Annotated in this window: 12 protein-coding genes; 4 read left to right on the top strand and 8 right to left on the bottom strand. The window is 71.1% G+C overall.

The genetic code is table 11. The features are described from left to right. Position 1 precedes the first annotated feature (1 nt). The 8 genes from IE273_RS33765 to IE273_RS33730 are packed head-to-tail and all read right to left on the bottom strand — an operon-like array spanning position 2 to position 9593. Complete coding sequence (locus tag IE273_RS33765; protein WP_189818937.1) at positions 2–958, bottom strand: carbohydrate kinase family protein; 957 nt, start codon at positions 956–958, stop codon at positions 2–4. Then, positions 955–2061, bottom strand: a complete 1107-nt coding sequence (locus tag IE273_RS33760; protein WP_229887806.1) for a sugar phosphate nucleotidyltransferase — start codon at positions 2059–2061, stop codon at positions 955–957. The genes IE273_RS33765 and IE273_RS33760 overlap by 4 nt, the downstream gene beginning before the upstream one ends. Further along, on the bottom strand, positions 2054–4147 hold the full coding sequence (locus IE273_RS33755) for a glycosyltransferase (RefSeq protein WP_229887803.1): 2094 nt from the start codon (positions 4145–4147) through the stop codon (positions 2054–2056). Before IE273_RS33755 ends, IE273_RS33760 begins: the two co-directional genes overlap by 8 nt. Then, positions 4144–5595: an aminoglycoside phosphotransferase family protein gene (locus IE273_RS33750; RefSeq protein WP_189818936.1), complete on the bottom strand. Its 1452-nt coding sequence runs from the start codon at positions 5593–5595 to the stop codon at positions 4144–4146. Before IE273_RS33750 ends, IE273_RS33755 begins: the two co-directional genes overlap by 4 nt. Positions 5596–5603: 8 nt before the next feature. Continuing rightward, positions 5604–6404, bottom strand: coding sequence for an ABC transporter permease (locus IE273_RS33745; RefSeq protein WP_189818935.1), 801 nt, complete (start codon positions 6402–6404; stop codon positions 5604–5606). Beyond that, positions 6401–7261 (bottom strand): ABC transporter permease, encoded by an 861-nt coding sequence (locus IE273_RS33740; RefSeq protein ID WP_189818934.1) that lies wholly within the window; start codon positions 7259–7261, stop codon positions 6401–6403. The genes IE273_RS33745 and IE273_RS33740 overlap by 4 nt, the downstream gene beginning before the upstream one ends. Further along, positions 7258–8304, bottom strand: coding sequence for an ABC transporter ATP-binding protein (locus IE273_RS33735; RefSeq protein WP_189818933.1), 1047 nt, complete (start codon positions 8302–8304; stop codon positions 7258–7260). The genes IE273_RS33740 and IE273_RS33735 overlap by 4 nt, the downstream gene beginning before the upstream one ends. Continuing rightward, entirely contained in the window at positions 8301–9593 is a 1293-nt protein-coding gene (locus IE273_RS33730) for an aspartate aminotransferase family protein (RefSeq protein WP_229887801.1), read from the bottom strand. The genes IE273_RS33735 and IE273_RS33730 overlap by 4 nt, the downstream gene beginning before the upstream one ends. A 246-nt stretch (positions 9594–9839) precedes the next feature. Between IE273_RS33730 and IE273_RS33725 the strand changes: the two genes are divergently transcribed. From IE273_RS33725 to IE273_RS33710, 4 genes are all read left to right on the top strand, one after another. Next, positions 9840–10907 carry a glucose-1-phosphate thymidylyltransferase gene (locus IE273_RS33725; RefSeq protein ID WP_189818931.1) on the top strand — a complete coding sequence of 356 codons (1068 nt, stop codon included), beginning with the start codon at positions 9840–9842 and terminating at the stop codon, positions 10905–10907. Continuing rightward, the gene (gene rfbB, locus IE273_RS33720) at positions 10904–11881 is read left to right on the top strand and encodes a dTDP-glucose 4,6-dehydratase (RefSeq protein WP_189818930.1); all 978 of its coding nucleotides are present in this window, start codon (positions 10904–10906) and stop codon (positions 11879–11881) included. The genes IE273_RS33725 and rfbB overlap by 4 nt, the downstream gene beginning before the upstream one ends. 352 nt (positions 11882–12233) lie before the next feature. Next, positions 12234–13943 (top strand): carbohydrate-binding module family 20 domain-containing protein, encoded by a 1710-nt coding sequence (locus IE273_RS33715; protein WP_189818929.1) that lies wholly within the window; start codon positions 12234–12236, stop codon positions 13941–13943. A 149-nt stretch (positions 13944–14092) separates the two neighbouring features. Next, positions 14093–15548: alpha-amylase family glycosyl hydrolase (locus tag IE273_RS33710; protein ID WP_268257527.1), on the top strand; the 1456-nt coding region annotated here is incomplete at its 3' end.

The following is a 15548-nucleotide window of genomic DNA, read 5'->3' as shown; positions in this document are numbered from 1 at the left end:
CTCACCGGGCCGCCACGGCCCGCGCGGTGGCCGCGCGCAGTCCCGGCAGGTCGATGAACTCGGTGTGGGTGCCCACGCTGCCGCACACGAACGCCCCGGCCACCGAGCCGGCCACCACGCACTCCTGGAGCGTCCGCCCCTCGAACAGGGCGTGCAGGAACGCGGTGACGAACGCGTCACCGGCGCCGTTGCTGTCCACGACCGGCCGCTCGGGCCGTACCGCGGGGAAGTGGCGGATCCCGTCGTCACCGCGCTCCAGCAGGTGACAGCCGTCGGCGCCGTCGGTGGCGACCACGAAGCGGGCCCGGCCCTCGTCGACGATCGTCCGCATGACGGAGTGCAGCCGGTCGTGGATCGCCGCCGCGCTGAGGAAGACGTAGTCGGAGTTGAGGGCGTAGTGGCGGTGGTGGGGGTTGTGCCCGTCCCAGTCGTGCAGATCGGTGGAACTGGTCACGCCGAGGCGGTGGATGTCCTCGTACATGTCCTGGTTGTGGCCGATGATCGACAGGTGGACGTGGGCCGTCCGCTCCAGGAAGGGCAGGTAGAACGCGCGGGGCAGCCTCAGGTCGCCCGGGTGCCGGCCGTCGTAGAAGGAGAAGCGGCGGCCCTGGGGGTCGACCAGGTTCGCCGAGCGTGGCGTGCCGTGCGGCGAGACGAGGTGGCTGAAGTCGAGGCCGAGGCGGTCGTAGTGCTCCAGCACCATACGGCCCTGCGGGTCGTCGCCGAGGAAGTCGACGAACTTGGTCCGCAGGCCGAGGGCGTGCCAGCCGAGGGCCACGCCGTTGCCGGTGTGCCCGACGTAGTCCCGCAGCGGCTCCACGAAGACCGAGTCACCCGGCGGCACGCGCAGTTCGTCCACGCGCACGATGGTGTCCACGCCGACCCCGCCGACCACCAGGACGTCATGGTCGGTCGGGCGCCGGTCGTCACCTGGGAGGTGGTGTTCGGTCGGGGTCATGCGCTCACTCCTTCGGCAACGTGCTGAATGTGTCCGTCCTCCAGGACGACCGCCCCGTCGATGTCGGCGCCGGCCGGTATCACCGTGCCGGGCAGCACCACGCTGCGCCGCACCCGCGCGCCCGCGCCGACCCGGACGCCGGGGAAGAGCACGCTGTCCGCCACGAGCCCGGCGTTGACCAGGTCCGACGGGACCACCGACGCGCGTACTCCCGGTGCGTCGGCGACCCAGCGCCGCCCCACCGCCGGCCGCACGGTCCGGGGCATCCGCTCGACGGGCAGGGGCGGTCGCGGTCCCGAGGCGAGGGCCAGGTGCGCCCGGTGGTAGCGCTCGACGGTGCCGATGTCCTCCCAGTGACCGTGCACCTCGTGGCCCCGGATGTGCTCCCCGGCCGCGAGCATCGCGGGGATCACGTCACGGCTGATGTCGTGCTGCCAGTCGGTGCCGTCCAGCTCGTCCAGGTACCGGCGCAGCACGGCGGCGTCGAAGACGCAGAAGGCCGCGAACACCAGGTCGGAAGTGGGGTTCTCGGGCTTCTCCGTGAACTCGGTGAGCCGGCCGCCGCCGTCGAAGCGCACCATGCCGAACAGGTGCACCCAGCGCGGGTCGATGCGCTGGTAGGCGATCGTCAGCGCCGCCCCCGACGCCCGGTGCCCCTCGACCAGCGGACCGTAGTCGTACCGGTAGACGTGGTCGGCGTGCAGGACGAGGACCTGCTCGGTGTCCTCGGCGAAGACGTACTGCGCCTTGCGGATCAGGGCGTCGGCGGTGCCGCGCTCCAGCGGCCAGGTGCGCCGCGGCAGCCGTGCGGGCAGCTCCCGGCCGCGGTAGGCGGCGTCGTACGGCCCGAAGTGCACCCGGAAGCCCGGCTCGGTGTTCCACACCCGGTGCAGGTCGTCCATCAGCAGCCGCTCCTCGTACTGGGACAGGAGCAGCACCTCCGGCAGCCCCGAGGCGCGGGCGTTGGCCAGGCTGAAGTCGATCAGCCGGCAGGTGCCGCCGTAGGGGACCAGTGGTTTGAGCCGTCCCGTGCCGAGCGGACCCATGCGGCGTCCCTCACCGCCCGCGAGCAGCACCGCGCGTACGGCACGCAGATCAGCCATGACGCACCTCGTCCCAGGTCACCCGGCCGGAGGACAAGGTGAGCAGCAGCCGGTCGTCGGCGCCCGGAGCCTCACCCACGAAGACACCGGGCACCGTGCGTTCCAGGGTGCGTACCTCGGGCAGGGCTCTGGCCGATTCCCGCCGGGCCGACACGACTTCCACCCGTTCGGCGTGCGGCAGCCGGTACTCCAGCCGCCCGTCGGGCAGGACGCGTGAGCGTGCGCGCAGCAGGGCGGCCTCCTGTTCGGGCACCGCCCCGGGGAGGCGGTCAAGGACTCGCTCGCAGGCGGCGAAGTCGGCCCGCTGCCACGCGGCCCGGAACATCCGCACGGCGGCCCCGGAGTCGAACGGGGCACAGCGCTCGTAGGCCGCGATGTCCCCGTGCTCGATCGCGGCGGCCGGGGTGATCCGGTCGTCGGCGAGGAGGCCGAACCACCCGTGGCGCAGCGCCAGTTCGGTGGACAGGGTCGCGGGCCGGCCCTCCCACAGCCGAGTGAAGGCCGCCAGGTGCAGGTCGGCGCAGTGGTCCCAGGTGAAGACCCGGGCGACGGCGGCGGCGCGCTCCGACAGCTCCCGGTAGCGCCCGGGATCGTCCGACCACAGGGCCGCCGCCTGCCGGATGCGGTCGGCGAGCGCGGCGGTGAGCAGCTCGTCGTCCTCCGCGAAGGACCGGTTCACGGCGAACCCGGTGGTCGTCCCGGGGCCGTCGGCGTGCCGGAAGTGCTCCATGCCGCGCTGGTCCGTGGCGATCGGTACCGCGCCGACGGCCATGGCCTCGCCCTGGGCGATCAGGAAGGTGTCCATCTCGAACTTGGACGGGAACAGCGCGAAGTCCGAGGCAGCCGCGAAGGAGAAGACGCGCGCCTCCTCCACGCGCTCCCACTCGAAGTGCAGCCGGCCCGGGTGGCGGGCGGCGACCTCGTGGAAGTACGGGTCGTCGATGCCGTTGCCGGAGATGCAGCGGATCACGAAGTTGGCCTTCAGGCCCTCGCCCAGGACCCGGTCCACGGCCCGCATCAGCTCGACCTGGCCCTTGTGGTGGACGGCGTAGCGGGCGTTGTGGAAGAACGTCGGCAGCGCGGGGTCGAGACCGAGGCCGCCGAGCACCCGGGTCCGGTCCACCCCGGTGGGGTCCCAGGCCAGCCACCGGTCGGAGATGGCGCAGCCGCCGACGAACATCTTGTGGGCGTTGCGGCGCACCACGTCGGCGATCGGCAGCCGCCCGAAGAGCGTCTCGAAGGGGGTGTCGCGGAAGCCCGCGTAGAAGTCCAGCTGGCCGGGCGAGAGGAAGTCCACCAGGTCGGCGTGGTCGGCGGTCAGTTCGTAGATCGCCACGTGGTCCGGCGGATAGGTGTAGTGCAGGTGCGTGCGCTGCTGGTACTGCACGACGGCCGCCGGCACGTCCGGTTCCGGGGCGGGGCCGGGCAGCGCGACGTCCACGTCCAGGAGCTCGAACAGCCGCTCCACCTCGGGCGCGTACACCCTCTTGTCGATCGGCATGTTGCTCTGCACGTTGCTGACGACCAGTTTCGTCGGGTCGTCGCGCAGGGCCGCCGGCAGCAGGTAGTGGTAGTACGGCTCGTGGGCGTGGACGACGGCCCTCTCGTCGCCGAACCAGCCGCGCAGGAACCGCACACTGTCCACCTGGAACACCAGCGGCTTGAAGAACACCAGGTCCCGGCCCTTGGCGGAGTACGGCGGGTAGAAGGTGTCCGGCAGCCGGTCCAGGTACTCGTTGGAAAGGAAGTACAGGTCCACGCCCTCCAGACGGATGCGGTGGGCCGTGGTGCGCAGCGCCAGGTCCACCTGCTCCGGGAAGCCGTCCCAGACCCGGGGGTCGAGGACCACCGGCAGTGTGTAGGCGTCCTCGTAGGGGAGGTCCTCCACCTCGTAGCGCCGGCGCAGGTCGTCGAGCCTGCCGTGCGCGGGAGTGACGATGGAGACGGTGTGGCCGCGGGCGGCGAAGGTCCGGGACAGGTTCCACAGGTACACGGACGTGCCGCCCTGCAGGAAGGTGTGGTCGAAGCCGCAGCACTCGAAGTACGTCTCGATGATGTGCATCCGGGGCGCGTTCACGACGGTCATGTCCTCGCGGGGGTCGTCGGGGCGGGGGAGGCCAGCGCGAGCGCGTGGCGTAGGTCGATCGCGGCGTGGTAGGGGCGGGCGTGGTCGTGGTTGTAGGCCAGCTCGTGCAGGAGGCGGCGGAGGTACAGCAGCCGCCGCAGCGGGCTGTCCGGTGCCCGTCCGAGCAGCAGGCGCGCCACGTGCGCGCGCCACGCGTCGGCGGTGCGGAAGACCTGCTCCAGCACGGCCCGTCCCGTGGGCGGCAGGCCGGGTGCGCCGTCGAGGGAGCCGTTCATGGTCTCGGTCGAGTCGATACCGAGGCGGCGGGCGCTCTCGAAGGCGGCCTCGTCGGCCGCGAAGTATTCCAGTGCCCGCTGCACGGCGACGAGGTCCTGCAACGGCGACTGCGCGGCGTAGCCGGGGCCGTCCGCCGGCAGGGCGGGCGTGGACAGGTCGATGACGCTCATCCGCCAGCCGCCGTCGGTGTCCTCGGCGCACAGCAGGTGTGACAGGTGCAGGTCGCCGTGGCAGGGACCGCCCCCCGGAGCCGTGCGCCGGTCACCGAACTCCGCCCGTAGCGAGCGGAGTTCGTCCTCCAGCGCGTCGAAGGCCGCGCGCCTGGCGGTGGGCGGGAGAGAAATCCCCGCGCCGGCCAGCGCGTCCAGTCGCGCCGAGGCACCGGCCAGGGCGTCGGACACGGGGTAGCCGGTGGCGGGGGCGCCGAGGCGCGCCGCCAGGTCCCGGTGGAAGGCACCGAGGAAGCCTCCCGCGGCCCGCAGCCTCCCTTCGAGCGGACGCAGATGATCGCGTACGAGCCGGTCCGGCACGACACGTCCCGTGAGCCTCGGCCACAGCGAGCGCAGGTTCTCCCGCAGGGGCGTGTCGATGCCGTGCCCCGGTGCGTGGCGGTACAGGACGCCCAACGGGTGCCGGGTCCCGTGGACGGGGTCCGTGTACGTGCAGTCCCCCGCCCACTCGGGAGTGTGCCCGCTCCCGCTCATGAGGCGCAGCACCTCGGGCTCGTGGACCGCTTCGTCCAGCCGCCGGTAGGTCTTGAGGATGTACGGCGAGCCGCCGATCCCCACCAGGGACAACGAGTTGGACGACCAGCCCTGCTCGAAGGGCAGCCACCGCAACTCGCCATCCGGTGAGGAGGGCGCCCGGCGGAAGTCCAGGTACCCGCCGCCCCACGTACGCAGCCGTGCGCCGGCCAGCGCACGGCGCACGGCCGCGAGTCCGAAGGTGCCGTCGCCGCCGGCCTCGGTGACCGCGCCCGACGGTTCCCTGCGCGCGGGGACGAAGACCCGCTCGCCCGAGGCGGGGCCACCGACGGCCGCCACGACCAGCAGCAGGTCGTGAGGGCCCAGCTCGGCGTGGTCGACCGCTTCGTAGCGCTCGGCGGCGCGCAGGTCGCGCGGCAGCCACGACGCGGCGCGCAGCAGGGGTCGGAGATGTTCGTCTCGGATCACGGGGTTGTTCAACTCCCGGTCATTTCGTAGGCGTTGACGCCCCGCCGCCACACGGTCAGGGCCAGGACGAAGGCACCGGCCGTCACCAGCGGCAGCCAGACCACCAGCCCTGTGGCGCCGGTCAGCAGGTAGACACACGGCACGTAGGAGGTGAAGGCGAAGGGCAGCACCCAGGTCAGCAGGAAGCGCAGGGACGGGTGGTAGATGTCCAGCGGATAGGCGGCGAACTCGGACACCTGGCTCGCCGCGTACATGGACGGCAGGCTGGTCACGGTCCAGAAGGACAGCGAGGCGAACAGCAGCTTCACCGAGGTGTGGATCAGGGCGCCGCACAGCACCAGCAACGGGACGACGGCCCACTGCAACGGGGTGGGACGCAGGCCGAGTTCGTTGCCCGACCAGCCGACCAGCACCGCCCCGACGGCCAGTTCGCCGAGCCCGTCCGGGTGGAAGAAGCGCTCCGACAGCAGCGAGAACAGCGGGTTCACGGGGCGGACCAGATAACGGTAGAACTCGCCGCGCTGGACCAGCTTGCGGCCCAGCTCCCACAGCTGGTCGGTGAACAGGTGGTCCAGACCGCGCGGCAGCAGGGAGAAGCCGAGCAGGAACAGCACCTCGTGGTAGGTCCAGCCGCCCACGGCCGGAACCTGGCGGAAGACCAGCCCCACGACCGCGGTCTGCAATCCCACGCGCACCAGGAACGCCCCCGCCCCCAGGACGAAGTCCACGCGGTACGCGCTCAGCCGGTGCAGCCCGACCCCGCCGAGGAAGAAGGCCAGCCGCACATGGCGCCACACCGTGCGGGTCATCCGCCGAGCACCTCCAGACGGCTCAGCGAGGCCCGCCACAGGACGGCACCCAGCAGGGTGAGACCGGCCGCCCAGCCGATCTGCCGGGCGAGCACGTCGGCCGCGCCGGCCACCCCGTCGTAGCGGCCGAGCAGCAGGGTGAGCGGACCGTCGACCATGCCCCGGAAGGGCAGCGCGGAAGCGACGGCCGCGAGCGGGCCGGGCATCAGGGCGAGGGGCACCAGCTGACCGGCGAAGAACGCGACCACGCTCTGCTTCACCATCCGCACCCCCCAGGTGTTGGTGGTGACGAAACCCGTCATCCCGGTCAGCAGGTTCACCAGGAAGGCGAGCAGGACGGAGAGCGCGGTGGACACCAGGAACAGCGCGACGTCGACGGGCCGGGGCACCGTGAGCGGCACGATCAGCGCGAAGAGCGCCAGCACGGGCACGCCGACCAGGACGGCGTTGGCCGCCACCACCGGCAGGCAGGCGAAGAACCGCACCACCGGGTAGCTGACGGGCCGGACCAGCATGACGGCGACGTCGCCGCGGTAGACCTCCGCCGCGACCTCGTCGTCCACCCGGTTGGCGTGCAGGACCTGCAACACCTGCGCCATGAGCAGGTAGGTGGTGATGCCCTCGGGGGTGAAGCCGCCCGGACCGCCGCCGGGCGGGGAACCCGCGTACACGGCACGCCACAGGAAGACGGTGACCGCCGCGCCGGCCGCGGCGGTGACCCCGGTCGTCACGAACGTCGAACGGTACCGCAGCAGGGACTGGAGGCCGCCGGTCGCGAAGGGCAGGTAGTGCCGGACGCGCGCGGCCGGCGATGGACGCGGGGTCCCCTCCCGCTCGGGCACGTCGACGCCGCTCATGCCGCGCCCCCCTGGCCCGGACCCGCGACCCCGGCCGCGAGGGGACTCCTGCTCCCGCCGGCGTAGATCCGCCGCAGGACGTCCTCCAGATCGGGTTCGGGCGCGTAGCAGTCCGCCAGGTCGAAGCGTTCGAGCAGGAAGGCGAGCACCTGCCGCGAGGTGAACCGGTCGACCGGGTAGTCGACCTTGATCCGGCCGTCCTCGGCGGGGGAGGCGCTCACCCCGGGCAGTTCCTGTTCGATCCGGGCACAGGCGTGCCCGGGGTCCGGACCGCCCCGGTGGTCGAACACGACGGACCGCCGCTCGGCGGTGCGCAGCAGGTCCCGGATGCTCCCCTGGTGCACCACCCGGCCCCGGTCCACCACCAGGGCGCTGTCGCAGATCGCGGCGATGTCCGCGATGTCGTGGCTGGTGAGGACGACGGTCGTGCCCAGTTCCCGGTGGACGTGGTTGACCAGGTGCCGTACCGCGTCCTTGAGCACCATGTCGAGACCGATGGTCGGCTCGTCCCAGAAGACGACCGCCGGATCGTGCAGCAGGCTGGCCGCGATCTCGGCCCGCATCCGCTGCCCCAGGCTGAGCTGGCGCACGGGCGTGGTGCCGAGGGCGTCGATGTCCAGCAGGTCCCGGTACAGGGCGAGGTTGCGCCGGTACACCGGGTCGGGGACGTCGTAGATCCTCCGCAGGATGCGGAAGGAGTCCGGCACCGACAGGTCCCACCACAGCTGACTGCGCTGGCCGAAGACGACCCCGATGCTCCGGGCGTTGGCCTGCCGGTGCCGGTAGGGCTCGATGCCGCGGACCAGGCAGCGTCCGCCGGTGGGCGTCATGATGCCGGTGAGCATCTTGATGGTGGTCGACTTGCCCGCCCCGTTGGCACCGATGTACGCCGTCTTCGAGCCGGCCGGGATCGTGAAGGACACGCCGTCGACCGCCCGTACGATCCGGTGCTCGCGGGTGAACAGGGTGGACAGACTGCCGACCAGGCCGGGCTTGCGCTCGGTGAGCCGGAACTCCTTGACGAGGTTCTCCGCGACGATCACGTCAGCACTCGCTCCAGGGCCTGTTCCAGGAGGCCGACACCCTCGTCGAGCAGGGGCTCGTCGATGGTGAACGGCGGTGCCAGGCGCAGGATGTGGCCGCCCAGCGCCACGCGGAGACCCAGGTCGAGGGCGGTGGCGTACACGGCCCGCGCGATGTGCGGCGCCGGCGTGCGGCTCTGGCGGTCCGACACGAACTCCAGTCCGTACAGCAGCCCCAGGCCGCGTACGTCACCGAGGTTGTCGAAGCGGGCCGGGAGCGCGGACAGCCGGTCGTGGAGCAGTTCGCCGAGCACCCGGACGCGTTCGAGGAGACGGTCGCGCTCGATGACCTCCAGCGTGGCCCGCGCGGCAGCGATCCCGAGCGGATTGCCCGCGTACGTCGACGCGTAGGCACCGGAGCTCGAGGCCGCCGGGTGGCGCAGCAGGTCCGCCCGCCCGGCCAGGACGGCGAAGGGGAACCCGCTGGCCAGGCCCTTCGACAGGGTGACCAGGTCGGGTTCGATGCCGAACTGCTCGCTCGCCAGGAAGGTACCCGTGCGGCCTCCGCCGGTCAGCACCTCGTCGGCGACGAGGAGCACACCGTTGGTGTGGCAGGCGTCGGCGATCTGCTCCCAGTAGCCCGGGGGCGGCACGATGACGCCGGCGGCGCCGAGCACCGGCTCGAAGACGAGTGCCGATGTGTTCGGCTTGTCGGTGATGTGTCTGCGCACCAGGGAGGCGCAGCGCAGCCCGCACGACGGGCGGGTCAGCTCCAGCGGACAGCGGTAGCAGTACGCCGAGTACCCGAGTACGGAGTTGCCGGCGAAGGACTGGTGACCGAGGTCCCAGTGCACGAGCATCCGGGCCCCCATGGTCTTGCCGTGGAAGCCCCCGCGCAGGGCGCCGATCCGGTTGCGGCCCGGCTCGGCGGTCGCCTGCACCACGCGCAGCGCGGCCTCGACGACCTCCGCCCCGGTGGAGAACAGGGCGTACGTGTCGAGGTGTTCGGGCAGCAGCCGGGCCAGCAGCTCCAGCAGCGCGGCCCGGTCGGGCGTGGCCGAGTCGTGCACGTTCCACAGCCGCCGGGCCTGGGCGGTCAGTGCCTCGACCACCTCGGGGTGCCCGTGCCCCAGGGACTGGGTCAGGGTGCCCGCGGCGAAGTCCAGGTACTGGTTCCCGTCGAGATCGGTGAGGACCGGGCCTCGGCCCTCGGCGAAGACCCGGCGCCCCACGGCCGCTTCCTCCGAAGCACCGGGTGCCAGATGTCCGGCCTCGCGCTCCAGCCGTTCCAGCTGGTGCCGACCTGTCACTGCTGCTCCCCACGCTTGGTGTGAACTGCCGGGACGAGTCCCGCCGGTTGAGCGGGACGGAAGTGAGTCAAACATCAACCGGACGCACTCTGCAAGGAGTTGCTGAAAGTTTCAGTCTGGCCTTGCGGTTCCGGCATCCCCTCTGCTTGAGTCGAAAACAGCTCAACCGGTGTCACCGCGACTTCCGTTCGAGGAGAGATCCGTGAGACCTCAGCCCCCCTTCCCTCCGCGACGCCGGTGGCCGGCGTGAAAGCCCTGGTCCTCGCGGGCGGTACCGGCAGCAGACTGCGGCCGTTCACCCACACCCGCGCCAAACAGCTCCTGCCCATCGCCAACAGGCCGGTGGTGCACTACGCCCTCCAGGCGATAGCCGACGCCGGCATCGAGGAGGTGGGCGTGGTGGTCGGCTCGCACGCCGACGAGATCCGCCGGGCGGTGGGAGACGGGTCCGCCTTCGGGCTGTGCCTCACCTACCTCCACCAGGCGGAGCCCCTGGGCCTGGCGCACGCGGTGCTGATCGCCCGCGACTTCCTGGCCGACGACGACTTCCTGCTGTACCTCGGGGACAACTACCTGGAGGACGGCGTGGCCGGATTCGTCCGGCGCGCCGAGGCGGGCCGGGACGCCGCGCGGCTGCTGCTCACCCCGGTGCCCGACCCCACCGCCTTCGGGGTCGCGGAGGTCGACGGCGACGGACTGGTGCGGCGGCTGGAGGAGAAACCGGACCGGCCCCGCAGCGACCTCGCCCTGATCGGCGTCTACGCCTTCACCCCCGCCGTGCACGAAGCGGTGCGCGCCATCCGCCCCTCCGGGCGAGGCGAACTGGAGATCACCCACGCGGTGCAGTGGATGGTCGACCACGGCCTCGCCGTCCGCGCGGAGACCACCACCCGGCCCTGGCGCGACACCGGCAGCGTGGACGACCTGCTGGAGGCCAACCGGCACGTCCTGGACCGGATGGAGGGCCGCGTCGACGGCAAGGTCGATCCGGACAGTGTCCTGGTCGGCCGGGTCCGGATCGAGGAGGGCGCCGTGGTCAGGGGATCGCGGATCGTCGGCCCCGTCGTCGTCGGAGCGGGCGCCGTCATCAGCAACTCCAGCGTCGGCCCCTACACCGCCATCGGCGAGGACTGCCGGATCGACGACAGCACGATCGGATCCTCGGTGCTCCTGCGGGGTGCGTGCGTCGACGGTGCCTCCCGTATCGAGGAGTCGCTCATCGGCCGCGAAGCGGTCGTCGCCACGGCCCCCCGTCCTGCCCACGTCCACCGTCTCGTCCTCGGCGACCACAGCAAGGTGCAGCTCATCCCATGACTTCCCGCATCCTCGTCACCGGCGGAGCCGGCTTCATCGGCTCCGCCTACGTCCGCGCGCTCCTCGGCCCGTCAGGGCCGCCCGGAGTGACGGTCACCGTTCTGGACAAGCTCACCTACGCGGGCAGCCTCACCCGTCTCGACCAGGTGCGCGGCCACCCCCGTCTGACCTTCGTGCGCGGTGACGTCTGCGACGCCGTGACGGTGCGGCGGCTGGCCGCCGGACACGATGAGATCGTCCACTTCGCGGCGGAGTCGCACGTGGACCGCTCCATCCAGGACGGCTCGGCGTTCGCCCGCACCAACGTGCTCGGCACCCAGCTCCTGCTGGACGCGGCGCTGCGGCACGGGGTGCGCACGTTCGTCCACATCTCCACCGACGAGGTCTACGGCTCGCTGCCCGAGGGTGCCGCGCGCGAGGAGGACCAGCTCAGGCCCAGCTCGCCGTACGCCGCTTCCAAGGCCGCGGCCGATCTCATCGCCCTCGCCCATCACCGCACCCATGGCCTGGACGTCAGGGTGACCCGCTGCTCCAACAACTTCGGCCCCTTCCAGCATCCGGAGAAGGTCATCCCGCGCTTCCTGGGCGCTCTGCTGAGCGGAACCGATCTGCCGGTGTACGGCGACGGAGGGCAGGTGCGCGACTGGCTGCACGTGGACGACCACGTCAGGGCCGTCGAGCTGGTGCGGACGGCGGGGCGGCCGGGGGAGACCTACAACATCGGCGGGGGCACCTCGCTGACCAACCTCGACCTCGCGCACCGCCTGATCGGTCTGTGCGGCGCCGACCCCGCCCGCATCACGCACGTCACGGACCGCAAGGGACACGACCGGCGTTACGCGGTGGACCACGGCAAGATCAGCGCCGAACTCGGGTACAGGCCAGGCGTCGACTTCCAGCAGGCGCTGGCCGCCACGGTGGACTGGTACCGGCACCACCGGTCCTGGTGGCAGCCGTTGCTGACTGCGGTGTGACGGGAGGCGGGACGTGACGGGGATGGCCCTGGCGTCCCGCGGAAGTGGAGCGGACACTCCGGCCCGGACGACCGGGCGCGTCGGGATACGGCATGCGAACCCCGCGGCCGTGGGCCGGAGTTCGTTGAAGGTAACACCGCTGAAACGCTTGCGAAAGAGATTTCGCAACTCCTCCCTCCAATTACTCGTCTCAACCAGTCTTACCGCGCGATGGGTTGACCTTCGGTAAGCGGCGCCGTACGGTCTCGACCGAAAATTCTTGCAGCAAGAATCAACGAACGGCTGTCTCTGGCACGGCGCGTTGTCAATGAGGCTGTTCTCCGGATCACCCCACTTCCGAACTGGAGACACCATGCCCAGAAAGACCGTGGCCGCTGCACTCGCCGCCCTGGCGGGAGCCGCTGTGGCCGTCACGGCACCGACGCCGGCGCAGGCGAGCGCGCCCGGCGGCAAGGACGTCACCGCGGTGATGTTCGAATGGAACTTCGCGTCCGTCGCGAAGGCCTGCACCGACGAGCTGGGCCCCGACGGGTACGGCTACGTCCAGGTCTCCCCGCCCAACGAACACATCCAGGGCTCCTCCTGGTGGACCGCCTACCAGCCCGTCGGCTACAAGATCGGCACCAAGCTGGGCGACCGCTCGGCCTTCAAGAACATGGTCGACACCTGCCACGCGGCGGGCGTCAAAGTGGTCGCCGACACCGTGATCAACCACATGGCGAACGCCTCCGGCACCGGTACCGCGGGCTCGGCCTTCAGCAAGTACGACTACCCCGGCACCTACTCCGCCGCCGACATGGACGACTGCACCAAGTCCATCACCGACTACACGGACCGCTGGCAGGTCCAGCACTGCGAGATGGGCGGTCTGCCCGACCTCGACACGGGAGAGGAGTACGTCCGCAAGACCATCGCGGGCTACATGAACGACCTGCTCTCCCTCGGCGTCGACGGCTTCCGCATCGACGCGGCCAAGCACATCCCCGAGGACGACCTCGCCAACATCAAGTCGCGCCTGTCCAACCCGGGCGTGTACTGGAAGCAGGAGACCATCGGAGCCTCCGGCGAGGCGGTCCAGCCGCCCGAGTACTACAACACGGGCGACGTCCAGGAGTTCCACTACGCCTACGACCTCAAGCGGGTCTTCAACAACGAGAAGCTCGCCGAGCTGAAGAACTTCGGCGAAGCCTGGGGATACGTCTCCGGCGACAAGGCGTCCGTCTTCGTCACCAACCACGACACCGAGCGCAACGGAGGCACCCTCACCTACAAGGACGGCGCCAACTACACCCTCGCGCACGTCTTCATGCTGGCCTGGCCCTACGGCTCGCCCGACGTGCACTCCGGCTACGAGTTCAGCAACAACGACGCCGGTGGCCCGAACAACGGTCAGGTGAATGCCTGTTACACCGACGGCTGGAAGTGCCAGCACGCCTGGCGCGAGATAGCGAGCATGGTCAAGTTCCGCAACACGGCCGCCGGCACCGCCGTGACCAACTGGTGGGACAACGGCGGCAACCAGATCGCGTTCGGCCGCGGCGACAAGGCGTACGTCGCGATCAACCACGAGGGCTCCTCGCTCACCCGCACCTTCCAGACCTCCCTGCCCGTCGGCGACTACTGCGACGTGCAGAGCGGCAAGGGCGTCACGGTCAACTCCTCCGGCCAGTTCACCGCCACCCTCGGCGCCAACACCGCCCTCGCCCTGCACGTGAACGCCAAGACCTGCGGCGGTGGCAACCCCACCGACCCGGGCAACCCCACCCAGGCCACCGGCGCGTCGTTCAACGTCAACGCGACCACCCAGTACGGGCAGAACATCTACGTCACCGGCAACAAATCCGCCCTGGGCAACTGGAACACCTCCAGCGCCCTGAAGCTGGACCCGGCGAGCTACCCCGTCTGGAAGCTCGACGTGTCGCTGCCCGCGGGCACCGCGTTCGAGTACAAGTACCTCCGCAAGGACGCCGGCGGCAACGTCACCTGGGAGAGCGGCGCCAACCGGACCGCCACCGTCCCGTCCAGCGGCGTGATCACGCTGAACGACACCTGGCGCGGCTGACCGCCGTACCCGGCGACGGACGACGATCGCCGTAGCACGAACGGCGATCACCGGCCACGACCGCCCGGCCCGCGCAATCGGTGCCGGGCGGTCCCGCGCCCCGTCCCAGGCGGGGTCCCGTCCTTGCCCGCAACCGAGACCCCGAGGAGATGCGTCACGTGGTCGGCAGACCCAGACACCACGCAAGCGTCCTGGCCGTCGCGCTGTGCACAGCCGTCCTGCCACCGCTGACGCCCCCGGCGACGGCCGCCGGGCCGCCCCCGCCGCCGACGGACGCGGCGCTCGCGCACCAGCCGGCCCGTCCGGCCGCGAGCCGGGAGCAGTTCTACCTGCTGCTGCCCGACCGCTTCGCCAACGGCGACACCGGCAACGACCGCGGCGGGCTGACCGGCGACCGTACCGCCACCGGTTACGATCCCACCGACGAGGACTTCTTCCAGGGTGGCGACCTCAGAGGCGTCATCGACCACCTCGACTACATCAAGGGCCTCGGCACCACCGCCGTCTGGCTCGCACCGGTGTTCAAGAACAAGCCCGTGACGGTCCGCGACGGCAAGCCCACCGCCAACTACCACGGCTACGCCATCACCGACTTCACCCGGGTCGACCCGCACTTCGGCACCGAAGCCGACCTGTCGGAACTGATCGACAAGGCCCACGCCAAGGGCATGAAGGTCTTCTTCGACGTCATCACCAACCACACCGCGGACACCATCGACTACGCGGAAAAACGGTACGGATACCGCAGCAAGGGCGCCTACCCCTATCTCGACACCGAGGGCCGCCCCTTCGACGACAGCACCGGCATGCGGCCGACGGACGCGGACGGTGCCCCCTACACCCCGCAGGTCTCCACCGACCCGCGCGACCGCAAGGTGCCCGACTGGCTGAACGACCCGTCCCTGTACCACAACCGCGGCAACTCCACCTTCGCCGGGGAAAGCGCCCTGGACGGCGACTTCATGGGCATGGACGACCTGTGGACCGAGCGGCCGGAGGTCGTCCGGGGGATGGAGCGGATCTACGAGAAGTGGGTCCGGGACTTCGGTGTCGACGGCTTCCGCGTCGACACGGCCAAGAACGTCGACATGGCCTTCTGGACCCAGTGGGCCACCGCGCTCGACCGCTACGCGGCGCGGCACGGACGCCGGAACTTCTTCCTCTTCGCCGAGGCCTTCTCGGCCGACGCGTCCATCACCGCCCCCTACGTCACCCAGGGCCGGCTCGACGCGACGCTCGACTTCCCCTTCCAGGCCGCCGCCCGCAACTTCGCCTCGCGCGGCGGCCCCGCGGACGACCTCGCCCACGTCTTCGCCCAGGACTACCGCTACACCACCGACAAGACCAACGCCTACAGCGAGGTGACCTTCCTCGGCAGCCACGACATGGGCCGCATCGGCGCCTTCGTCACCCAGGACCACCCCGGCGCGGACGACGCCGAGCTCCTGCGCCGGGACCGCCTGGCCCATGAGCTGATGTTCTTCTCGCGGGGCGACCCGGTGATCTACTCCGGGGACGAGCAGGGGTTCACCGGTGCCGGGGGTGACAAGGACGCGCGTCAGACGATGTTCGCGTCCAGGGTGCCGGACTACCTGGACGACGACG

This window comes from Streptomyces olivaceoviridis (genome assembly GCF_014650115.1).
Taxonomy (GTDB): Bacteria; Actinomycetota; Actinomycetes; order Streptomycetales; family Streptomycetaceae; genus Streptomyces; species Streptomyces olivaceoviridis.
Note: the sequence above shows the minus strand (reverse complement) of the source record. Positions and strands in the feature narration are given on the sequence as shown.